The sequence below is a fragment of the Thauera butanivorans genome (assembly GCF_048398245.1).
Lineage (GTDB): Bacteria > Pseudomonadota > Gammaproteobacteria > Burkholderiales > Rhodocyclaceae > Thauera > Thauera butanivorans.
The window spans coordinates 1,971,088-1,991,198 of the sequence record NZ_CP183038.1 but is presented as its reverse complement, the minus strand read 5'-3'; the positions used below and the strand labels follow the sequence as shown (position 1 = coordinate 1,991,198).

20 protein-coding genes are annotated in these 20,111 nt (G+C 67.4%); 6 read left to right on the top strand and 14 right to left on the bottom strand.

Going from position 1 to position 20,111, the window contains the following annotated elements:
* Positions 1–16: 16 nt before the first annotated feature.
* From ACNQFN_RS09620 to ACNQFN_RS09595, 6 genes are read right to left on the bottom strand one after another with little or no spacing between them, the layout of a single operon-like run.
* Positions 17–154 (bottom strand): hypothetical protein, encoded by a 138-nt coding sequence (locus ACNQFN_RS09620; protein ID WP_174524541.1) that lies wholly within the window; start codon positions 152–154, stop codon positions 17–19.
* 60 nt (positions 155–214) lie between these two features.
* Entirely contained in the window at positions 215–553 is a 339-nt protein-coding gene (locus tag ACNQFN_RS09615) for a hypothetical protein (RefSeq protein ID WP_068637607.1), read from the bottom strand.
* Positions 554–566: 13 nt separating this feature from the next.
* Positions 567–1,355 carry a DUF2894 domain-containing protein gene (locus ACNQFN_RS09610; RefSeq protein ID WP_083953636.1) on the bottom strand — a complete coding sequence of 263 codons (789 nt, stop codon included), beginning with the start codon at positions 1,353–1,355 and terminating at the stop codon, positions 567–569.
* The gene (locus tag ACNQFN_RS09605) at positions 1,348–2,004 is read right to left on the bottom strand and encodes an OmpA family protein (protein WP_068637605.1); all 657 of its coding nucleotides are present in this window, start codon (positions 2,002–2,004) and stop codon (positions 1,348–1,350) included. The genes ACNQFN_RS09610 and ACNQFN_RS09605 overlap by 8 nt, the downstream gene beginning before the upstream one ends.
* A gap of 2 nt (positions 2,005–2,006) precedes the next feature.
* Positions 2,007–4,253: a DUF802 domain-containing protein gene (locus tag ACNQFN_RS09600; protein ID WP_068637603.1), complete on the bottom strand. Its 2,247-nt coding sequence runs from the start codon at positions 4,251–4,253 to the stop codon at positions 2,007–2,009.
* Entirely contained in the window at positions 4,250–5,098 is an 849-nt protein-coding gene (locus ACNQFN_RS09595; RefSeq protein WP_418648673.1) for a DUF3348 family protein, read from the bottom strand. The genes ACNQFN_RS09600 and ACNQFN_RS09595 overlap by 4 nt, the downstream gene beginning before the upstream one ends.
* A 178-nt stretch (positions 5,099–5,276) precedes the next feature.
* Between ACNQFN_RS09595 and ACNQFN_RS09590 the strand changes: the two genes are divergently transcribed.
* The 3 genes from ACNQFN_RS09590 to ACNQFN_RS09580 all read left to right on the top strand — a co-directional run bounded on the left by ACNQFN_RS09590 (position 5,277) and on the right by ACNQFN_RS09580 (position 7,453).
* The gene (locus ACNQFN_RS09590) at positions 5,277–6,125 is read left to right on the top strand and encodes an SDR family oxidoreductase (protein ID WP_418648672.1); all 849 of its coding nucleotides are present in this window, start codon (positions 5,277–5,279) and stop codon (positions 6,123–6,125) included.
* 112 nt (positions 6,126–6,237) lie between these two features.
* Entirely contained in the window at positions 6,238–6,486 is a 249-nt protein-coding gene (locus tag ACNQFN_RS09585; protein WP_068637597.1) for a hypothetical protein, read from the top strand.
* Between the two features lie 55 nt (positions 6,487–6,541).
* Positions 6,542–7,453 (top strand): LysR family transcriptional regulator, encoded by a 912-nt coding sequence (locus ACNQFN_RS09580; protein ID WP_068637661.1) that lies wholly within the window; start codon positions 6,542–6,544, stop codon positions 7,451–7,453.
* A gap of 51 nt (positions 7,454–7,504) precedes the next feature.
* On the opposite strand, the gene ACNQFN_RS09575 is transcribed toward ACNQFN_RS09580, so the two are convergent.
* The 4 genes from ACNQFN_RS09575 to ACNQFN_RS09560 all read right to left on the bottom strand — a co-directional run bounded on the left by ACNQFN_RS09575 (position 7,505) and on the right by ACNQFN_RS09560 (position 14,127).
* Positions 7,505–8,431 (bottom strand): DMT family transporter, encoded by a 927-nt coding sequence (locus ACNQFN_RS09575; protein ID WP_068637595.1) that lies wholly within the window; start codon positions 8,429–8,431, stop codon positions 7,505–7,507.
* 103 nt (positions 8,432–8,534) lie between these two features.
* A complete protein-coding gene (gene ccoG / locus ACNQFN_RS09570; protein WP_418648671.1) occupies positions 8,535–9,941 on the bottom strand; it encodes a cytochrome c oxidase accessory protein CcoG in 1,407 nt (468 codons plus the stop codon).
* A 91-nt stretch (positions 9,942–10,032) separates the two neighbouring features.
* Positions 10,033–11,448: a PLP-dependent aminotransferase family protein gene (locus ACNQFN_RS09565; protein WP_418648670.1), complete on the bottom strand. Its 1,416-nt coding sequence runs from the start codon at positions 11,446–11,448 to the stop codon at positions 10,033–10,035.
* 93 nt (positions 11,449–11,541) lie between these two features.
* Positions 11,542–14,127: an EAL domain-containing protein gene (locus ACNQFN_RS09560; RefSeq protein WP_418648669.1), complete on the bottom strand. Its 2,586-nt coding sequence runs from the start codon at positions 14,125–14,127 to the stop codon at positions 11,542–11,544.
* Between the two features lie 332 nt (positions 14,128–14,459).
* Here ACNQFN_RS09560 and prfB point away from each other — a divergent pair.
* The 3 genes from prfB (at position 14,460) to ACNQFN_RS09545 (ending at position 17,670) form a co-directional block, all read left to right on the top strand.
* Positions 14,460–15,564, top strand: a protein-coding gene (gene prfB / locus ACNQFN_RS09555; protein WP_157659159.1) for a peptide chain release factor 2 whose coding sequence is annotated in 2 segments (ribosomal slippage) — positions 14,460–14,540 and positions 14,542–15,564 — 1,104 coding nt in all. Because the reading frame shifts where the segments join, the coding sequence is not laid out codon by codon here.
* A gap of 82 nt (positions 15,565–15,646) precedes the next feature.
* A complete protein-coding gene (locus tag ACNQFN_RS09550) occupies positions 15,647–16,948 on the top strand; it encodes a hypothetical protein (protein WP_068637586.1) in 1,302 nt (433 codons plus the stop codon).
* A gap of 11 nt (positions 16,949–16,959) precedes the next feature.
* Complete coding sequence (locus ACNQFN_RS09545) at positions 16,960–17,670, top strand: hypothetical protein (protein WP_068637584.1); 711 nt, start codon at positions 16,960–16,962, stop codon at positions 17,668–17,670.
* Positions 17,671–17,778: 108 nt separating this feature from the next.
* Here ACNQFN_RS09545 and ACNQFN_RS09540 read toward each other — a convergent pair whose 3' ends face one another.
* The 4 genes from ACNQFN_RS09540 to ACNQFN_RS09525 form a co-directional block, all read right to left on the bottom strand.
* Positions 17,779–18,195, bottom strand: coding sequence for a PIN domain-containing protein (locus ACNQFN_RS09540; protein ID WP_068637583.1), 417 nt, complete (start codon positions 18,193–18,195; stop codon positions 17,779–17,781).
* Positions 18,192–18,437: a DUF6364 family protein gene (locus ACNQFN_RS09535; RefSeq protein WP_068637582.1), complete on the bottom strand. Its 246-nt coding sequence runs from the start codon at positions 18,435–18,437 to the stop codon at positions 18,192–18,194. Before ACNQFN_RS09535 ends, ACNQFN_RS09540 begins: the two co-directional genes overlap by 4 nt.
* 116 nt (positions 18,438–18,553) lie before the next feature.
* Positions 18,554–19,252 carry a type 1 glutamine amidotransferase gene (locus ACNQFN_RS09530; RefSeq protein ID WP_068637580.1) on the bottom strand — a complete coding sequence of 233 codons (699 nt, stop codon included), beginning with the start codon at positions 19,250–19,252 and terminating at the stop codon, positions 18,554–18,556.
* A 20-nt stretch (positions 19,253–19,272) separates the two neighbouring features.
* Positions 19,273–19,893: a hypothetical protein gene (locus ACNQFN_RS09525; RefSeq protein ID WP_068637578.1), complete on the bottom strand. Its 621-nt coding sequence runs from the start codon at positions 19,891–19,893 to the stop codon at positions 19,273–19,275.
* Positions 19,894–20,111 lie beyond the last annotated feature (218 nt).

The window sequence follows — 20,111 nt, the reverse complement described above, 5'->3', positions numbered from 1 at the left end:
GGACGCAAGCGATTCCTCAACGCCGGGGCCGCTCGATGAGCCGGACGGTGCTTCCATATCGGGCCAATCTTCCATCTGCGGTGAGCAGAATCAGCGGCTCGGCGGCCGACTGGGCAATCAGCACGTCGATGGGCTCATCGAAATCGTCTCCCATCCTCCAGTCCTGGCCGCTCAGGCTCCCCGGCGGAGCAATCCGGCACTTCCGGGGCCGGTCTTACGGTTCGTCGTGGACCTCGATAACCGCATGGCGCTCCCGTGCGCCTTTTGCCACCCGGCAGCTCACGGAAACATCCTTGTCCCCGGTACGGAGGCTTCCTTCCACGATCAGGAGATTCCCCTTTTCATGGTGGCGCCCGCTCCGCTGCCAGGTCGCAATACCCTTGCCGGCGAAATAGGCCTCCGCTTCCGATCGGCACCATGACAGCAATTCGCTGCCCTGGCGGAACTCGATCTCTTCCTGCTGATAGGGCTGCGCGGCGAGATTTGGCGCGGAGATCAGAACAGCCAGTCCCAGAACGAATCGCATCGAAATCTCCCTGTCTTGCCTGATCATTCTTCCCGCTCCGTCAGCCACGCGTTTTCCGCTGTCCCGTTTTCCGCGTTGCCGGCTTTCGCGCGGCCGTCTTCTGCGAACCGGACTTCGACCCTGCCCCTTTCCCCGGGTCGAGCAGATCCAGCCACAGCAGCGCATCCGCATAGGACATGAAGTTTTCCAGATATTGCGGCGCGATGTCACGCATGCGGATCAGTGCCTGCAGCACGAGGAAATGCGAATTGAGCGGCCCGGCATTGTCCGGCGCCTGAGCCAGCGCCTGCGACAATTGCTGCTCCAGGCTGAGGCGCGACCAGGTGCTGCCGAAGTAGCGCAGGGATTTCAGCTCGACGGCAGGCGTGCCGGGGCCGACCGGCGATGCCGCCTGAGCCGGAGCGGCGGCGTTGGCGCCGCTGCGGGCGGCATGGGCGAGCAGTTCGGCGAGCGGGCTGCGGCCCCGCGGTGGCACCTGGAGACCGGCGCCTGCCCCAGTTTCGCCACCGGCGCGCTCGAAGCGCTCCCGGAACGTGGCCAGCCGGCGCGCGAGCTTGTGCTGCAGCGCCGTGCGTGCCGCGCCGCACAGGTGTTCGCCGCGCCGCCACATTGCTTCGATGACGTAGAAAGCGACCGCATCGAAGCGCGCCGCGCCGCGGCTGCGCAAGGCATCGATGATGGCCGCCGCACCATCTTCCGCCGCGGCGTCGGGCAGCGACCCCGGCCGAAACCGCAGGGGCGCTTCGGTCTCCGTGGAAAACCCGGCGGCGAACCCGCTGCGGACGGGGGCCGGCAGCGCCGCGCCGGACGGCTGCGTCTCGTCAGCCATCGCGCGCGGCGGTTTGTTCCGCTGGCTTCTGCGGCGTTTTCGGCACCGGCGCCATCTCCACCCGCCGGTTGCGCGAGCGGCCTTCGGCGTCGTCGTTCGATGCCACCGGCTGCTCGGGGCCGAAGGCGGCAGCGAACACCGACGAGGACGGCACGCCGTCCTCGATCAGCGCGCGCGTGACGGTCAGCGCACGCTGGGCGGACAAATCCCAGTTGTCGGCGAAGCGGCGGTTGCTGTCGAGCACCGGCCTGTCGTCGGTGAAGCCGCTGACCATCAGCATCTCGTCGCGCGTGCCGAGGTAGGCCGCCAGCGGCTGGACCAGGCTTCGCAGCAACTGGCGGCCTTCCAGTTGCAGATCGGCGGAGTTGTGCGCGAACAGCACGCTGCCGCTGATGCCGATGCGCCCGTCGTCCAGCGTCACCCGTCCGCTGGCCAGCGGCACCGCCAGGGCCTTTTCCAGCGCTTCACGGCGCTGCTCCGCCTCGCGCCGCTTCTGCACTTCGGCTTCCAGCGTGGTCGCCAGTTCGAGCTGCACGCCCAGCACGCCGATCAGGATCAGCACGAAAGCGCCCAGCAGCCCCGACATCAGGTCGCCGAACACGCCCCAGGCCGGCGCGGAGTCCTCGATGCTGCCGTGGATTTCTTCCATGCTCAGGCTTCTCCGGCGGGCGCCCCGGCCGGGCGCTGCCGCAGGTCCTCGACGATGCGCTGCTGCGACATCAGGCTGAGGTCGATGATCTCGCGCGCCTGCGCCACGTAATAGGCCAGTTGCTCGTCGCTGCGTGTCATGGATTTTTCCAGCGCGCTTTCGATGCGCTGCAAGCCCGCCATCAGCTTGTCGTTGGATTCGCTGAAGAGCTGCACCGCCAGCCCGAAAGCTTCGGCCAGGCTCGCCACCTCGACCGCGCCGCCCGCGATCTGGCCGGCGGTTTCGTCGAGCCGCAGGGATTCGGCCTCGATGCGTTGCGCGAAGCCGGCGCCGGCACGTTCCAGCGCCGACGCCGACGAGGCGACCAGCGCGTCGATCGCCTGGCGCTGCTCGGTGGACGCATGGTTGATCGCATCCAGCAAGCCGCCCAGGGTCTCCATGATGCGGCTGCGCTCGGCCAGCGCGGCATTGTCGCGCGCGATGCTGGCCGACAGTTCCTGCCGCAGCTCGCCGATCACTTCGGCCGCGGCGCGCGGTGCTTCGGCGGCGGTCTGCAGCAGGCCGCCGACCTGTTCGATGGTGCGGCTGGCCTGTTCCTGCGTGGCCGCGCTCAGGCTGCGCGCGGTTTCCTCCAGGCGGGCGAGAACGTCCTGCTGCCGCATGCCGGCCTGTTCACCCGCCTGGCGCCATTCGTCGCGCAAGGCGGCCGCCATCGCATCCAGTGCCTGTGCCTGCGCAGCCTGCCGGGCCGCATCCTGCGCGGCCAGTTCAGCCTGCAGCGCGGACAATTGCGTCCCCACCTGCTCCACCAGCCCGGCCGAGCGCTGCGCGAAAGTATCGGCAAAAGCCTGCAAGGCCTGCCGCAGTTCGGCGCTCGTCGTCCGGCTGCTGTGCTCGTGGCCGGCCAGCGCCTTCACCCAGGCTTCGGCCGCACTGCCGGCACCGGCATCGAAGCGTGCCGCCAGCCCGTCGAAGCGCGCCTGCAGGGCATCGGCCACGCGCATGTGCAGTTCGGTGGTGTGGCGCGCGATGCCTTCGGTCGCCGCCGCAAGCTCGGTAAGCAGGCCGGCATGCGCGTCTCCGACCGAAGCCAGCAGGGCGGCGGCGCGCTGCGCGAATTCTTCGGCCCATGCGGCGTGGGAAGCATCCAGCCTGCGGCCCATTGCCTCGCTATCGGCTTCATGGCGGGCGAGCGCCGCCGTCCAGGTGTCGGCGACGCGGGTGGTGGCTTGATCCAGACGTTGCGCCACGCCATCGAGCTGCGCCTGCACGCCGTCGGCCACGCGCTGCTGCAGCGCGGCCGTCTCGCGCGCGATGCCGGCCATGGTGTCGGCCACCACCGGCTGGATGGTCTGCCCGGCCAGGCGCGCGCTTTCGGTCAGGCTGTGTTTCAGCGATGTGTCCACCGACGCGGCCAGCGCCGAATAGGCGCTGCGCGCTTCGTCGTGGAAACGCTGCTGACCGGCGGTCAGATGTTCGTTCAACTCCCTGCCCTGGCGCTCCATCTGCACCATCATGGCCTGCAGGCTGTCGACCAGCGCCGGCAGCGTGCGGGCCTGTTGCTCGATGGCGGCGAAAGCCTTCTGGCGCTGATGCGCCAGCGAGGCGCCGCGCAGTTCGCCGGCGATGCGGGCATCCAGCAGTTGCGAAGCCTGCATGCGTGCGCGGCGGCACAGCGCCGACATCAGCCCCAGCATCGCCGATGCTGCCACGCCCGCGACCGAAGTGCCGAAGGCGACGCCCAGCCCTTTCACCGGCGCCGCCAGCGACGCACGGATGGTCTGCAGATCGGTGGTGGTTTCGAGCGCGGCCACCGCGCCGTCCAGCGTCATCACCATGCCCAGGAAAGTGCCCAGCATGCCCAGCAGCACCAGCATGCCCACCAGATAGGGCGTCAGCGCCGGGCCGGGCAGGCCGATGCGCTCGCCTTCGACGCGCAGGCGCACCGCGTTGCGCAGCGAAACCGGCAGGCCGCCCAGCCAGCGTTCGAATCCGGCTGCCACTGCGCTGCTCTCCGCCGCCCCGGCGCCTTCTCCCGCATCCGCGGCCGGAAGCGCGCCCAGCGCCTGCCGCAGCGCCGCCGTGGCGCGCTCGAAGCGCAGCAGTTCCAGCGTACCGGCCAGGTACACCAGGCCGATCAGCACCGTCATTCCCAGGGCCAGCGGACTGCGTCCGACATAGCCCGCGCCCACCCACACCACCACGGCCCCCCCCAGCAGGAAGGCCGCCACGCTCATGCTTCTGTTCATTCCCGTTCCGTCGATTCCGTATCCAGCGCCGCCACCAGCCCCGCCACCGGCATCAGCCGCAGGTCCAGTTCGGCCAGCAGCACGTGCTGCATCTCGGCGCAAAAGCGCGCCAGCCAGCCATCCGGCTGCATCCATCGGCCAGAGCCGTCGTCCTGCCCTGCTCCGCCGCTTGTTTCAGCGCCGCTTTTGCCCTCACCTCTTCCGGCCGATTCCGCGCCGGGCCGCGCGCCATGCGCCTCGGACAGACGGGCGAAGCGCTTGCCCAGCAACACCGGCACCTGCGCCAGCAAGCCGGCTTCGCGCGCAGCCAGCGCCTGTTCCATCACCGCATCCAGCGTGGCGAGCTGCTTCAGCACGGCGGACCGCCGTGCCATTTCCGCCCGCGCCCGCGCCCGCAAGGGCGCGATGCCGCCCGCCAGGCTGCGCTGCCGGGCCAGGTAATAGCGGTGGAGCGGCGAGAAATTCGGCGCAGCGGGGTCGGCAAGCGCGTCGGCGGCAGCTTCGGCCAACGCTTCCGGCCAGACCGCAGCCGGATCGGCACCGCCCCGCGCCGCCTCATCGGCGGCGGCGATGCTCTCCGCCAGGCCGCTCCGCATGCGCACCAGCTCCGCACGCAAGGCCGCCGCGTTCGCTGCCGGAGATGCCGTGACAAGCGCTGTGGTGGCGGCAGCTGCGCCCGAATTCAGTGCCGGATACAGCGCCAGCGCATCCTTGAAATCCAGCCACGCGCCCAGGCGCTCGGCAAAGGACTGCCTGGGCTCCACGGCATCCGCCACAGCCAGCTCTGCCAAGGCCCGCACCAGCGCGGCACTGTTGAAACGCGTATTCGGCAGCCCCTGCGCCATCCCCCGACCCGATGCCCAATGGGCGGAAAAGGGCGAAGGCTACACCAAAGCGGGGCGATGGAGCGTGCGCGTCAGGTCGATCGCGCCATTCAAAACCTCGCAGCGGACGGCAAACGTGCTAGCTGTGCATGCAGCAGTCCCCGCGTTTGGCCGCCAAAACTGACCAGTCCATCCAGCTATGGCCACTTTATCCGGAAGCGCTACCCGCCTAGACTCCAATCCCTCGCAACCGTGTCGAAACAGGAGCTTTCCGATGGCAAACCATTCACTGAAAGACAAGGTCGTTCTGATCGCGGGTGGCGGCAAGAACCTGGGCGGCTTGATCGCGCGCGATTTTGCCGCGCAAGGCGCAAAAGCCGTGGCCGTGCATTACAACAGCGACGCCAGCAAGGCGGAAGCCGATGCCACCGTGGCCGCCGTCAAGGCACTGGGTGTGCAAGCCGCTGCCTTTCAGGGGGATCTGACCAAAGGCGCGAACGTCGAAAAACTGTTTGCCGATGTCCGTGCGGAGTTCGGCCAGATCGACGTGGCCGTCAATACCGTGGGCAAAGTGTTGAAGAAGCCCATCGTCGAGATCAGCGAAGAGGAGTTCGACGATCTGGACGCCGTCAACAACAAAAGCGCCTTCCTGTTCATCCGCGAAGCGGGCAGGCAACTGGCGGACAATGGCAAGGTGGTGACGCTGGTGACTTCACTGCTGGGCGCATTCACCCCTTTCTATGCCGCCTATGCGGGCGGCAAGGCGCCGGTGGAGCACTACACCCGCGCTGCCGCCAAGGAATTTGGCGCACGGGGCATTTCCGTCACCGCCGTCGGCCCCGGCCCCATGGACACCCCCTTCTTCTACCCCGCTGAAGGCCCGGACGCAGTTGCCTACCACAAGACCGCTGCGGCACTGTCACCCTTCAGCCCGACCGGGCTGACCCATATCGAGGACGTCGTGCCCTTCATCCGCCATCTGGTGACCGATGGCTGGTGGATCACCGGCCAGACCATTCTGATCAACGGCGGCTACACCACCAAGTAGCACCGGCGGCTCCCGTTTCGTCTTCATCGTCGACGGCGGCCAGGTGCGTCGATGCGTATCATGCCACCGGGAGCGACACGTCGCCGCGCGCTCCCCAAGCAAGGGAAAAGCCATGCGCACAGCCATCATCATCCTGCTCGGCCTTGCAGCCACCGCAATCACGCTGTGGTTCACACCCTCGGCGCAACGCAAGATTGCCGCTGCGCTGTTCACCGTCGCCTGGCTGGCGGTCACCTTGCTGAACCTGCGCACCGGCCTGTCGCATGGCTATACGCTGGCACAGGAACTGCCAATCCATCTCGTGCTTTTCGGTGTACCCGTCATCACGTTCTGGGTTCTCGTGCTGCTGAAGAAAGGCTGAGCATGGCAGCCATGCAGAACGCCCTCACTGACCGGCCATGCCGGACTGCGTGATCATGGATCGTCTGGAGCAGTACCGAATCTTCATTCAGGTGGTCGAGGCGCGCAGCTTCATCCGCGCCGCCAATGCGCTCGGCATTCCACGCTCCAGCGTGTCGGCAGCCGTGCAAGGTCTCGAACGCACGCTGGAAACATGCCTGCTGCACCGGACCACTCGCCAAGTCAGCCTGACGCCCGATGGCCAGCGCCTGCTGGAGCGCCTGACGCCGCTGCTGGCCGACGCGGAAGAGATCGAGCAACTGTTCAGTTCCGGGCGGCGGCAGGTTGTCGGCGGCCTGCATGTCGACGTGCCCAGCCGCATTGCGCGCCGGCTATTGGCACCCGCATTGCCAGAGCTGCTGGCGCAGCACCCTCGATTCGTTCTTACGCTGGGCGCCAGCGACCGCAACATCAACCTCGCGCAAGACGGCGTGGACTGCGTCGTGCGCGTCGGCAGCGTGCAGGACAGCAGCCTTGCAGCACGACCTCTCGGACGTGTGCGCATGGTCAACTGCGCCAGCCCGGACTACCTGGAACAGCACGGCCATCCCGAGCATCCGGACAATCTGGACCGTCACTGGGCCATTGGTTACGCATCGAGCCCCGGACAGGCGGCCACATGGGACTACCTGGACGCGAACGATTGCCTGCGCACCGTCAGCATGCGCCACCCGGTGCTGGTGAACAACGTCGAGACCTACATCGCATGCTGCCGCGCGGGGCTGGGACTGATACAGGTACCGCGCTTCGACGTGGAAGATCTGCTGGAAAAGCGCGCCCTGGTCGAAGTGCTGCCGCACTGGCCCGCGCCGCCGATGGAAGTGACCGTGCTGTATCCGCACCGGCACCAGCGCTCGTCCCGGCTGCGCCTGTTCATCGACTGGCTGGAAAGCCTGCTGGCTCCGCACCTGGACAAAAACAGCCCATGAAGTCGAGGCCTCGCGCAGCGCAATCGCGCCGCGGCGTGCATTCCGCCCGCATCAGTTCCCTGAACTGAAGAAACGCAGCCTGCTCAGGGCGCCAGGCGGCAAGGCTCCCATCAGCGCACCCAGCGACACCACGAGAATCCCGACCATGGTCATCAGGCCCAGTGCCTCGTCCAGGATCAGGAAACCGCCGATAGCCGAGAAGGCCGGGACCAGCGCCAGCATCATCGAGGCCTGGCAGGCGCCGATCTTCTGGTTGGCATAGCTGTACATGCCGGCCGCCAGCATCGCGGCGATGATGCCCTGGTAGACCGCCTGCAGGCCGATCTCGCCCCAGCCGGCCTGGGCGATGTTGCCCGGCAGCCACAGGAAATAGACCGGCATGTAGGACAGCATCGAGAAGGTGGCGATGCCGAGGATGCCCAACTGGGGACGGATCTGCCAGCGGCGCATCAGCAGCCCGAAGACCGCCCAGCTCAGCGCGGCGGCAAGGAACAGCACGTCGCCGATCCATTCGCCCGGCGTCGGCGACGCGAACAGACTCCGGAAGCCGATCAGCACCAGGCCGGCGGTCGACAGGGCCAGCGCCAGCACGGTCTGGCGGGCGATGTGGAAGCGCGCCATGGCGGCGACGATGACCACGGTCCAGAACGGAATCCCGCCGTTGACGAACACGCCGGCATGCGCGCTCGGCGCGAAGGCAAAGCCCGAATAGACGAGGATGCCGTAGCCCAGTCCGCCGAACACGGCCAGCACCATGTAACGCGGCCACTCGCGCGGCGGCACCATGCGGATGAAGAAGGGCATCGCCAGCACCCCGGACACGCCGTAGCGCAGCGCCGCGAGGTCGAAGGGGGTGAAGGTCGCGGTGCTGCCGAAGCGCGACACGATGTTGAAGCCCGACCAGCAGATGACGACGACCAGCGCGGCCAGCAAGCCCTTGGCCGTATCGGAAAGTCCCGTGTGATGAGCGCTGCTCAACTGAACCTCTTCTCCAGAATGAATGGGCCGCCCTCGCAGGGGCGCCCGTGCGAGGGTGCGCGGCAGTGTGCCACGCAATGCCCCGATGCACCGCATGTGGCGCTCAAGGCAGGATGAAACGGCTCTTTTCCCGGCGCTCGGTGCCGGCATCACCAAGCGCAACGGTATGGAATTCGATCGGCCTCGCTCCCGCCGGCGCTCCTCCGGCGGGAGACGACACGACCAGCGGCACGGTGTGGATGCTGCCCGGCCCGACGCCGAACTCGTTGCCGCCTTCGATCCGCAGTCCCGGCAGCCCGGCGACCTCGACACGGAAGCGGCGCGGCACCTCCTCCATGTTGATCAATTTCAGCGTGTAGTCGTTTTCGATGCGGCCTCCGGCGGTTTCGCGCGACAGCAGGCCGCGGTCGCGGATCACGTCGACGCGCAGCGTCGAACGCTGGCCCAGCGTCCATGCGCTGAGCACTGAGAACAGCAGCAGCAGGCTGGCATAGACCAGTACCCGCGGCCCCGGCAGCCGTTGCCGTTTCCCGCTGCCGCCCCTCTTCGGCATGCCGGCGAGTTCGTGCTCGGACGCAAAGCGGATCAGCCCGCGCGGCGCGGCGAGCTTGTCCATCACCTGGTTACAGCCGTCTACACACAGGCCGCAGTTGATGCACTGGTATTGCAGGCCGTCGCGGATGTCGATGCCGGTCGGGCAGACCTGCACGCAGATGCCGCAGTCGATGCAGTCGCCGGTGCTGCCCGCGTGCCGCAGCGCCCCGCGCGGCTCGCCGCGGCGGCGGTCGTAGCTGACACTGGCGGTCGCGGCATCGATCATCACGCCCTGGAAGCGGGAATACGGGCACATGTGCTGGCACACCGCCTCGCGCGCCAGCCCGGCCTGCACGTAGGTGAACGAGGCGTAGAAGATCAGCCAGAAGCTTTCCCACGGGCCGGTCTGCAGGGCCACGACCGACGGCAGCAGTTCGCGGATCGGCGTGAAATAGCCGACGAAGGTGATCGCGGTCCAGATCGCCACCAGCGCCCAGATGCCGTGCTTGGCGGTCTTGATCGCCAGCTTGCGCGCCGACATCGGGCTCTGGTCCAGCTTCAGGCGCGCCAGGTGGTCGCCTTCGACCTTGGTCTCGATCCACACGAAGATCGAGGTATACACCGTCTGCGGACAGGCGAAGCCGCAGAACAGCCGCCCGGCCAGCGCGGTGGCGAAGAACAGCGCGGTCGCCGCCAGGATCAGCAGGAAAGCCAGCAGCAGCGCGTCCTGCGGCCACAGCACGAGGCCGAAGAGATAGAGCTTTTCATGCACGATGTCGAACAGGATCGCCTGCCTCGCTCCCTCGCCCGTGTCCCAGCGCAGCCAGCAGGCGCCATAGAAAACGATCTGGGTCAGCCACACCATCGCCCAGCGCGCGCTATTGAAGCGCCCTTCGACTGCCTTGGCGTGGATCGTGCCCTTGTTGCGGTAAAGCTCAAGTCTGGCTTCGCGCACCTTGCTGACAGCCTTGCCCATCGGGGAACTCCGGTTCTTGCGATGGGCGAAGTACATCATCCGGCACAGAACCGGAACAGATTCAGACGACACGATTTTCGATAGGAACAGATCAGGCGAGCTGCTGCCCGATCAGCGCACCGAGCGTACGCAAGGCCTCATCCTGCCGGGCGCCGGCCGGATGGCCGAAGTTCAAGCGCAGGTAGTTGCGAAACTCGCGCGTCGCCGAAAAGATCGGTCCGGGTGCGATGCTGATGCCGCACGCCAGCGCCTGCTGATGAAGGCGCAGGCCATCGGCCTGCGGCGGCAGCTCCAGCCACAGGAAATAGCCGCCGTCGGGGCGCGCCAGCCGGATACCGGGTGGAAAGTGCCGCTCGATGCCCGCCACCAGCATCGCCTCCTGCTCCGCCAGTTGGCGGCGCAAGCTGCGCAGGTGCGCATCGAAGCCGCCGCGCTTCATGTAGCCGGCCAGCGCGACCTGCAGCGGCACCGCCGTCGCCAGGCTGGTGGAGAACTTCTGCCGCTGGACTTCCCTGGCATGGCGCCCGGCCGCCACCCAGCCCACCCGGTAGCCTGGCGCAAGGCACTTCGAGAACGAGGACACGTGCAGCACCAGGCCGTCCGCGTCCAGCGCCTTGGTGGCGGCCGGTGCATCGCGGCCGAAATACAGTTCGGCGTAGACGTCGTCCTCGATCAGCGGCACCTGGTGCCTGCGCAGCAGTTCGACCAGCGCGCGCCTGTTCTCGTCCGGCACCCGGCTGCCGGTGGGGTTGGAGAAGTTGAGCATGAACAGGCAGGCCTTGACCGGATGGCGGCGCAGCGCACCGGCCAGCGCATCCAGGCTCACGCCCTCGCGCGGATGGCTCGGAATCTCCACCACCTTCAGCCCCAGCCGCTCGCTGGCCTGCAGTCCTGCATAGAAGGTGGGCGACTCCACCGCGATCAGGTCGCCCGGCCGGGTCAGCGCCTGCAGGCACAGGTTGATGCCTTCCAGCGCGCCGGAGGTGATGACGATTTCCTGCGGCGACACCGCGGCTCCCTGCGCCAGGTAGCGCAGGGCGATCTGCCGCCGCAGCTCCTCGTTGCCCGGCGGCAGATCGGTCACCGTCGACAGCGGCGCCAGCTTGCGCCCCGCGCCGGCGAGGAAGCGGCCCAGCTTGTCCAGCGGATACAAGTCCGGGCTCGGAAAGCTGGACCCGAGCGGCACGATCGCGGGGTCACGCACGCTGTCCAGGATCTGGAAGATGAAGTCGCTGACCTGCAGCGCCGTCGCCTCGCCGACCGGATCGCTCATGGCCGGTTCGGGCAGGCCATGCCCGAGCCGGGCGCGGACGAAATAGCCCGACTTCGGCCGCGCCTCGATCAGCCCCCTGCTTTCGAGCAGGTGGTAGGCCTGCGTTACCGTGACCGGGCTGACGCCATGGCGCCGGCACGCCTGCCGAACCGAGGGCAGCCGCTCGCCCGGGCGCAGCACGCCATCGGCGATCAGCGCCGCCGTCCTGTCCGCGATGTCCTGGTAGAGCGTCATGGCCGGATGCTAACAGCCTGGCGGCGCAGTGCCGCCAGGCATGCCCGCGCAGACCGGCCTCGGGCACCGCACTGGAAGCGGAGGCGTCCGTTCCTACACCTGCTGCTGCCTGTCGAAGTACGCCTCCAGCTCCGCCACCGGCAGCGGGCGGCTGAACAGGTAGCCCTGATAGGCATTGCAGCCTTGCTGCACGAGGAACTCGCGCTGGGCTTCCGTCTCCACCCCTTCCGCCAGCACTTGCAGCCCCAGGTTCTCGGCCAGGACGATGATCATCCTGGCGATCACCGCATCATTGGGGTCGACCAGAATGTCGCAGACGAAACCCTTGTCGATCTTCAACCTGTCGAGCGGCAAGCGTTTGAGATAGGCCAGTGACGAATAGCCCGTGCCAAAATCGTCGAGCGAGAAGCGCACGCCCATTGCCTTCATCGCGTCCATCTTGGCGACCACGCTTTCGACATCGTCCAGCAAGGCGCTTTCCGTGAGCTCGATTTCGAGGCGCGAAGGCGGGGCACCGGTACGCCCAAGGATTTCGATCAGTTCGTCGACGAAGTGCTCGTGACGGAACTGCCGTGCGCTGACATTGACCGCAATCGCGAGCTCTGCCCTTGCCGAGTCCGACGCCCAGTGCGCAAGCTGTACACAGGCGGATTCCAGCACCCATCGGCCCAGCGGCACGATGACTCCGTTTTCCTCCGCCAGCGGGATGAACTCGGCCGGCGAAATCATGCCGCGTTCGGGATGGCACCAGCGCACCAGCGCCTCGACCGCGACGACGCGTCCGTCGGCGAGGATCTGGGGCTGGTAGTGCAGGACGAACTGCTGCCGTTCGAGCGCCTGCCACAGTCCGGCATCGAGTTCGGCACGGCGGCTGACTTCAGCCTGCATCTGCGGATCGAAGAAGCGGATCGCATCGCGCCCGGCAAGCTTCGCCCGGTACATGGCCAGGTCAGCGCGCTTCAAGGGCTCTTCCGTGCCTTCCTGCGGGTCGTCGCCGAACAGCGTCACGCCAATGCTCGCGGACCCCCGATATTCGGCGTTGCCGAGACGGAAGGTCTTGCGCAAGGCGTGCAGGATCTTGCTGGCGACGAGTTCGGCCTCGCGTACCGCCGCGGCGGTCTCGCCGTTCAGCCCTTCCAGCATCGCCACGAACTCGTCGCCACCCAGGCGGGCGACACTGTCGTCCTTGCGCACGCACTGGAGCAGGATCTCGGCCACCTGCTGAAGCAGACGGTCGCCTTGGTGATGCCCGGCGGTGTCATTGACGGACTTGAAGTTGTCCAGATCGATGAACAGCAAGGCACCCCTGCCCTTGTGATACGCGCATGAGCGCACTGCCGTTTCCAGGCGCTCGATCAGAAGACGGCGATTGGGCAGACCGGTCAGCGGGTCGAAGAACGCCAGCTTCTTGACCACGGCCTCCGACTTCTTGCGCGCGGAAATGTCGCGCGCCGAATGGAACACGACCGGCTTGCCATCGAGTTCGAGCGGATAGGACGTCAGCTCGACGGGAAAAACCTCCCCGTCCGCCCGACGGTGCAAGGTTTCCAGCGTGCAGACCTCGCCCGATGCATGAATCTTCCGGATGGCGTCGAGCGCCTCCGCGGCCGTCAACCTGGCCTCCCACGTCGACACGTTCATGCCGATGATTTCGCTGCGCGGATAACCCAGCATGCGGCAGAACGCATCGCTGGCTTCGATCACCTTGCACTGCAGGTCGGTGATGTGGATGCCGTCGCTCGCGTTCTGCAGCAGGATCCGGCTGCGCTGGTTGGCACGTTCGTTCACACCGATCAGGCGCCAGAGCAGCCAGGCGGCAAAGGTGGTGACGAACAGGAAGAGCAGCGCCAGCATGCCAGCCTTGCGCATGTCGTCCCGCCACGCTGCGAGGTAGTCTTCTTCCCCCCAGCCGACGACCACGAACGCCGGCATCAGGGACAGACGGCGAAAAGCGTTGATGCGGCTGATGCCGTCCGCCGTTCTGGCGCTGTAGAAGGACTCCGCTCTCGCCCCTGCCGCAACGATGTCTCTCAGTTCGCGGGAGCCGCCCTGGCTGCCGATCCGGCCCCCCATGCCCGCCGACGGCGGAACGCGGGCGGCGAGCCTCATGTCCAGGTCGCGCATCAACGCAATGCTGTGCGGGCCGAGCTTGAGCCCGGACAGCAGCAGTTCGAGCTGGCGTGACGACACCACGGCTGCGACCACCCCTGCAAACCGACCATCGGGGTAGTTGTAGCGCCGCGAGAAAACCATCATCCATGTGTCCCCGCCCTCCCCCTGGATCAGCTTGCTGGCGACCAGCCCGAGGTCTGCCCCCGACCGGTGCTCTTCGAAGAAGGACTGGCCGGCGCAACGGGTGCATGCCTGTGCCGTGACGCCGAAACCGAGCACGGCCATGCCGTGCTCGTCGGTAACGCGAAGTTCGGCAATTTCCGCAATCCGGCCCTGTTGCTGGGAGATCGCCGCCATCGTGCGCTCCACCTCCAGCCTTGCGCCCGAACGCAGTTCGCGCTCCAGTTGATCGCCGATCAATTGCAGGGAGAGATCGATCTCCCTGACCGAAGACGTGATGCTCTGGTCGAGCAGCAGGGACAGGTTCTCGACCATCGCGCGAACCTCGGCTTCCTTGCGCTGCTTCGATTCGCCAAGCGTATAGAGCAACACGGCACCGACGAGCATGTTCAACACCACAATCGTGGTAATCAGAGCAGGAAGAACAGAATCCTTGTTCCGGTACATGTAGCCTCGATGCGTTTGAACGATGACGGAAAAGCCCCCCGAAGAGCCTTTCTCCAGCGGCGGACATTCTCGCTCCCTGCCCGGCATAGCGCACCAACAAATGATGGATGGCGCTCAGCCGGAATGCATGAGCTGCCATCATCGGCTCCCGATCGGGGCCATCCTGGCGGCCCGAGCCGCACCCGCTCCCGAACCGGGCACGCGATCCACCTGCGGGCGAACGCCGGCTGCCGGTATAATGCGCGGCTTTCCAGATTCCGCCGGAGCCTTGCATGGAAGCCGAACGCCAGAACGCCATCGCCGAGAAACTCGCCGACCTCGCCGCCCGGGGTCGCGAACTACGGAGGTATCTTTGACTACGATGTGAAAGCATCGAAGCTCGAAGAAGTCAATCGCGCGCTGGAAGACCCGGCCGTCTGGAACAACGCCGAGCGTGCGCAGGAACTCGGCAAGGAAAAGCGTGTGCTCGAGGACGTGGTGCTGACGCTGCAGCACATCGACGCCCAGTCGCGCGACCTGAAGGATCTGTACGAACTCGCCGAAGCCGAGGACGACGACGACACCTTCGAGGCGGTCGAGGCCGATCTCGGCGGGCTGGCGGCGGACATCGAGAAGCTCGAATTCCGCCGCATGTTCAGCAACCCGATGGACCCCAACAACTGCTTCATCGAAATCCAGGCCGGCGCCGGCGGCACCGAGGCGCAGGACTGGGCGGGCATGCTCGAGCGCATGTACCTGCGCTACGCCGAGAAGAACGGTTTCAGCGTCGAGCTGATGGAAGAGACCGAAGGCGAAGTCGCCGGCATCAAGAACTGCACGATCAAGATCAGCGGCGAATACGCCTACGGCTACCTGCGCACCGAGACCGGCATCCACCGCCTGGTGCGCAAATCGCCGTTCGACTCCAACGCCCGCCGCCACACCAGCTTCACGTCGGTGTTCGTGTATCCGGAAGTCGATGATTCGATCGAGATCGAGATCAACCCGGCCGACCTGCGCATCGACACCTACCGCGCCTCCGGCGCCGGCGGCCAGCACATCAACAAGACCGACTCCGCGGTGCGCATCACGCACGAGCCGACCGGCATCGTCGTGCAGTGCCAGAACGACCGTTCGCAGCACAAGAACAAGGCCGAAGCGATGTCGATGCTGAAGGCGCGCCTGTACGAACTCGAACTGCGCAAGCGCCAGTCCGAGCAGCAGAAGCTGGAAGACAGCAAGAGCGACATCGGCTGGGGCCACCAGATCCGCAGCTACGTGCTCGACCAGTCGCGCATCAAGGACCTGCGCACCAACTACGAAGTAGGCAACACCCAGGCGGTGCTGGACGGCGACCTGGCGGACTTCATCGCCGCGAGCCTGAAGCAGGGCGTCTGATCATCGTCGCGGCCAAGGCCGCTCCTACGGCGTGTAGGAGCGGCCTTGGCCGCGATCAACGAACCTTGATCAACCGACCACCTTGAATCCGTCTCTCAATCTGTCCGATTTCCTCGCTCCCGGCGTCGACGCCGACGAAGTGCCCGAACTGGCGGCGCTGGCGTCGGCGCGGCCGCTGCTCGACGCCTTCATCACGCTGTTCCGCGGCACCGAAGCCGAAGTGCTGATGCGCCTGCTGGTGCTGCGCGAGATCGGTCAGGAGGCCGAGGTGCCGCGCTGGTCGCCCGACGCGCTGCGCGCGCGCTTCGCCTATCTCGACCCGGTGAAGCTCGAAACGGTGCTCAAGCGCCTGCGCGACAATGCCCTGCTCGCCATCGGCGAGGACGGCCAGTACGCGCTGTCGGACATCGGTCGCAACGCCGTCGCCGCACTGGCCATGCTGCTGCGCTTCGGCGACGAGGAAGACGCCGAGCTGGGCTTTCTCACCGCGCAACTGGCCGGCCTGCAGGCTGTCGGCGGCGTCACCGCCGAATCGCTCGGCCACCTGCTGTCCAAGCTCACCGACCTCACCTGGCACTTCGAGGAAGCGATCGCCTCCGGCTCCGAGTTCCGCATCCTCGACGCCCGCCGCCGGCTGTCGGCCAATGGCCGCTGGCTGGAGCGCGGCACCGACATCCTCAACAAGCTGCTGGCCGAGCCGGATGCCGATTTCGAGCTCGCCCGCGTCGCCCAGCGCATCGGCCTGGCGCAGTCGCGGCTGGCGCGCGCCGACGCCTCCTTCCAGCGCGCGCTGAACAAGATCGAGGCGCAGCGCGTGACCCTGGGCAGCTCCGGCATCTCCTCGTCGGACGTCGCCGCCTGGCTGCGCCGGCTGGACGGCGCCACGCTGGCGGGCCTTGCCATGGGCTGCACTGCCGCAGTGCCCGAACTACCGCTGCTGGCCGGCGGGCATGAACTGCTGGACCGCGCCGAAAGCGCGCTCGGCGGCGAAGCTGCGCAGAACGCGACCGACGCCACGCTGCCACCGCCCGATGCCACACCGGTCGACGCCGCGCCCGAGACCGAAGACCTGGCGATGCTGGAGCACTTCACCCACCGCCTCGACGCCCTGCCCGGCGCCCGGCCGCTGCACCAGGTCGTCGCCGGCGGCGGCTTCGCGCCGGCCAGCTACCGCCTGTCGCTGCTCGCCCTGCTGGCCGACGGCGAGGATGCCAGCCCGGTCGACGGGCCGGTCGGCGCCTTCATGCGCCTGCCGCTGGACGTCCATTTCGGTGACGAACTGGTCACAGTCGGCGAAGACGAGATCGCCGCCATCAACACCGGCGAGGTCATTCCCCGCGTCCCGCGCCCGCCGCGCGCCCCTGCCCCACTCACCCACTCCTGAACGGTGCGCCCATGGAACACGAACTGAAGACGCTCACCGCCCGCCTGCTCGCCCAGCGCTGGCTGCCGCGCAGTGACCGCATGGTGCGGCGCGCGCTGGTCGATGAGAGCTTTCGCATCGAACTCGACCGCCGCCTGGCCGACGTCGGCCTGCAACTGCTCGACAACCCCTACGCCGCCCACGTCGGCGTCGCGCTGCAGGCCGACATGGCCGAGCCGGTGTTCGGCGCCGGCCGCGAGTATGCGGCGAGCAACCTGGGCCTGACGCGCGACGAGATCGCGCTGCTGGTGGTGATCTGGTCGCTGATCGTGCTGCCAAAGCGCGAGCGCCAGGTCACGCGGCGCGAGCTCGTCGACGACGGCCAGACCGACATGTTCGGCGGCGACAAGCCGGTCGCCCACGGCGAAGCCGTCTCCGGCAGCCTGACCGAAAGCTCGCTGCTGGCCGACTTCGGCCCCCGCCTCGGCGGCAAGACGCGCATGACGATCGCGCTCGGCAAGCTCGCCCGCCTGGGCTTCATCGAACGCCGCGCCGGCATCATCGGCGAAGGGCCGCTGCTCGACGTCGCGCTCGATTACCGCGTGATGGCCGACCGCATCATCCACGGCACGCTGGGCGAAGTGATCGCCCGCGCCGGCCACCCCATGCCGGAAACCAACGCCTTCGAAAACGCCGAAATCCTCGCCGACATCGGCGAGGACGACGCGGAAGACCCCGCCTGACGGCACCCGCAAACCCGCACGGCTCCGTCGCACCGCGCCCTACGGACAGTTCCCCGCAGAGCTTGCCACGCCTGACCGTGGGCGGAGGGGGCAGCTCCAGCAGCTCGCTTACCCGCCCGACCGGATTCGCAGCAGTTCGCCGGGCGCGTATACCGGCAGGCCAGCGGCGGCGAAGTCGCGCACGTTGCGGGTGACGATGGCCTGGCAGCCGGCATGGCGGGCGGCTTCGTGCAGCACGGCATCTTCAAAGTCGGCAAAGGCTGTTCCCAGTGCGTCGCTCAGGACCACGCGGCTGACGGGCGCGATGTCGAACAGGTCCAGCAGCGTACCGACGTGGGTGCGCGCCTGGTGCGCATCCAGTGCGCGCTGGCACAGGTAGAACAGCGTGGTGACGGTGGTGGCGCACAGGCTGCCGCGTATCTCGCCACGTTCCACCAAGGCCAGCACCTGGGCGCTGTCGTGCGCAAAGGGCGCGCGGTCGAGCAGGACGTCGAGCACGACGCTGGTATCGAAAAGGATGTTCATCGATGCTTGTTTTCAAGATAAGCGCGGTAGTCCTGCTCATCGGGCAGGTTTGCGCCGGCACGCTTGAGCGCGCCCTTCAGCGCGGCGATGGTGGGCGGCAGCGACGACTGGGCGGGCGTCTCGCCAAGCTGTGCGAAATAGTCGGCCACGAGCTGCGACAAGGATTTGCCGTTGCGCCGCGCCTGCGCTTTGGCCTGTTCGATCAGTACCGCATCGAGCCGCAGGGTGAGTTTGGTTTGCATGGCGCACTCCAGTTGACGTGTAGTTTTGGAAATATTGTACGTCAACCTCGAAGCTGTTGCGGGCCGGCAATCCAGCGAGTGATGCCGGGTCCGCGCCTGCCGCCCCGTCCCCCGCTTCAGCGGCCGCCGGCGGCATGCAGGAAGGCAAGCACCTCGGCCATCAAGCCGTTGATCGCGGCGTATCTGCCATTTTCCGCAGCCAGGATTTCGGCTTCGGACTGCACATGGGGCGCGGGCTGCAGCTCATCGCGGCAATGCTCGACGATCTGCCGCGCCGACTCGGGCGTGGTTTCCAGGTGGAACTGCAGCCCGATCACCGCCTTGCCGAACTGGAAAGCCTGGTTGTCGCAGGCCGCGCTGCGCGCCAGACGGACCGCACCGGCCGGCAGCGTGAAGGTTTCGCCATGCCAGTGAAAGACCTCCACCGACGGCGGAAAGCGGAACAGCGCCGGACCGTCGTGCGCCACCGCCTCGACCGGAAACCAGCCGATCTCGCGCTCGCGGTTGGCAAACACCCGCCCACCCAGCGCGCAGGCAATCAGTTGGGCGCCCAGGCACACGCCCAGCACCGGCCTGCCGAGGCGGATGACTTCGCCGATGAAACGCTTTTCCGCCGCCAGCCACGGCAACTCGGCCTCGTCGTTGACGCTCATCGGCCCACCCATGACGACCAGCAGATCGACCGACTCCGGCTCGGGCAGCAGCGCGTTCTCGTGGAAGCGGGTGGTGCCGATGTCGTAGCCGGCGTTTTCCAGCCAGGGGCCGATGCTGCCCGGTCCCTCGAAAGCGACGTGCTGCAGGATGTGCGCGTGCATGGGTCGGATATCCGTTTCTCTTATCCAGTTGTCGGGGAGACGCGGAATTGGAACACCGCGTCGTCATCCCAGCAATCCAGCAAGATGCGTTCCACCCGCTGCTGCCACAACTGGCCGAAGCGGCGGCGCGCTCCGTCGTCCGCTTCGCCATGCAGGCAGCGCCCCATCAGCGCCGACATCTCGGCTACCGCCGGCACCTGCGACAGATCCGACGCCGCATCGACGAAGCGGCCGGTATCGATGCGCGTCAGCCGCAATGCGAGCGGCAATTCAGCCTCGAAACGCTGCAGGCCGCGGCGCACGAAACGTCCGGCGATGCCCTTGAAACCGCCCTGCTGCGTGGCGCCGGTGATCAGCGTCAGCACGCTGGCGATGACGCCGGTCACGCCCTGCTCCAGCGGTTCGGCGAAATCGACGCGGACGCCGCCGCGCTCGGGCAAGGCATCCGGGTAGAGCAGGCCCATCGCGCGGCAGGCCAGCACATAAGCCGACGCCACGGTCGGGCAGGAATGCCCGGCCAGCTTCACGGCATCCTCGTAGCCGTATTCGAGCACGCCGCCCTCGGCGGCGCCGAGGAAGTCGGCCAGGGGATCATGCACGCGGATGCGCGGCACGTGGTGGAAGAATTCGGGAAAGCTCATCGGGTCGGCCTCTGTGGAGCGATGCACGGGCGCCCAGTGTCGCGGGGCCGGCCATGCACGGCATTGATGCAGCTCAGTTTCCGTCCCGCACCACGCTGGCTCGGCTTCCGGCATGGCCGGGGCATTTGCCGCCGGCCGGGGCCGCCGCTACACTGCCCGCCTCGCATCCTGCCCGCGCCATCCGCTGCCGGGCCGCAAACCCTTTCGGCCGAATACCC

What these genes read in the sequence shown, in the direction of transcription:
- ACNQFN_RS09620 (WP_174524541.1), bottom strand. Translation starts at nt 154, where the DNA reads ATGGGAGACGATTTCGATGAGCCCATCGACGTGCTGATTGCCCAGTCG.
- ACNQFN_RS09615 (WP_068637607.1), bottom strand. Translation starts at nt 553, where the DNA reads ATGATCAGGCAAGACAGGGAGATTTCGATGCGATTCGTTCTGGGACTG.
- ACNQFN_RS09610 (WP_083953636.1), bottom strand. Translation starts at nt 1,355, where the DNA reads ATGGCTGACGAGACGCAGCCGTCCGGCGCGGCGCTGCCGGCCCCCGTC.
- ACNQFN_RS09605 (WP_068637605.1), bottom strand. Translation starts at nt 2,004, where the DNA reads ATGGAAGAAATCCACGGCAGCATCGAGGACTCCGCGCCGGCCTGGGGC.
- ACNQFN_RS09600 (WP_068637603.1), bottom strand. Translation starts at nt 4,253, where the DNA reads ATGAACAGAAGCATGAGCGTGGCGGCCTTCCTGCTGGGGGGGGCCGTG.
- ACNQFN_RS09595 (WP_418648673.1), bottom strand. Translation starts at nt 5,098, where the DNA reads ATGGCGCAGGGGCTGCCGAATACGCGTTTCAACAGTGCCGCGCTGGTG.
- ACNQFN_RS09590 (WP_418648672.1), top strand. Translation starts at nt 5,277, where the DNA reads ATGGCCACTTTATCCGGAAGCGCTACCCGCCTAGACTCCAATCCCTCG.
- ACNQFN_RS09585 (WP_068637597.1), top strand. Translation starts at nt 6,238, where the DNA reads ATGCGCACAGCCATCATCATCCTGCTCGGCCTTGCAGCCACCGCAATC.
- ACNQFN_RS09580 (WP_068637661.1), top strand. Translation starts at nt 6,542, where the DNA reads ATGGATCGTCTGGAGCAGTACCGAATCTTCATTCAGGTGGTCGAGGCG.
- ccoG (WP_418648671.1), bottom strand. Translation starts at nt 9,941, where the DNA reads ATGGGCAAGGCTGTCAGCAAGGTGCGCGAAGCCAGACTTGAGCTTTAC.
- ACNQFN_RS09565 (WP_418648670.1), bottom strand. Translation starts at nt 11,448, where the DNA reads ATGACGCTCTACCAGGACATCGCGGACAGGACGGCGGCGCTGATCGCC.
- ACNQFN_RS09560 (WP_418648669.1), bottom strand. Translation starts at nt 14,127, where the DNA reads ATGCTCGTCGGTGCCGTGTTGCTCTATACGCTTGGCGAATCGAAGCAG.
- ACNQFN_RS09545 (WP_068637584.1), top strand. Translation starts at nt 16,960, where the DNA reads ATGGAACACGAACTGAAGACGCTCACCGCCCGCCTGCTCGCCCAGCGC.
- ACNQFN_RS09540 (WP_068637583.1), bottom strand. Translation starts at nt 18,195, where the DNA reads ATGAACATCCTTTTCGATACCAGCGTCGTGCTCGACGTCCTGCTCGAC.
- ACNQFN_RS09535 (WP_068637582.1), bottom strand. Translation starts at nt 18,437, where the DNA reads ATGCAAACCAAACTCACCCTGCGGCTCGATGCGGTACTGATCGAACAG.
- ACNQFN_RS09530 (WP_068637580.1), bottom strand. Translation starts at nt 19,252, where the DNA reads ATGCACGCGCACATCCTGCAGCACGTCGCTTTCGAGGGACCGGGCAGC.
- ACNQFN_RS09525 (WP_068637578.1), bottom strand. Translation starts at nt 19,893, where the DNA reads ATGAGCTTTCCCGAATTCTTCCACCACGTGCCGCGCATCCGCGTGCAT.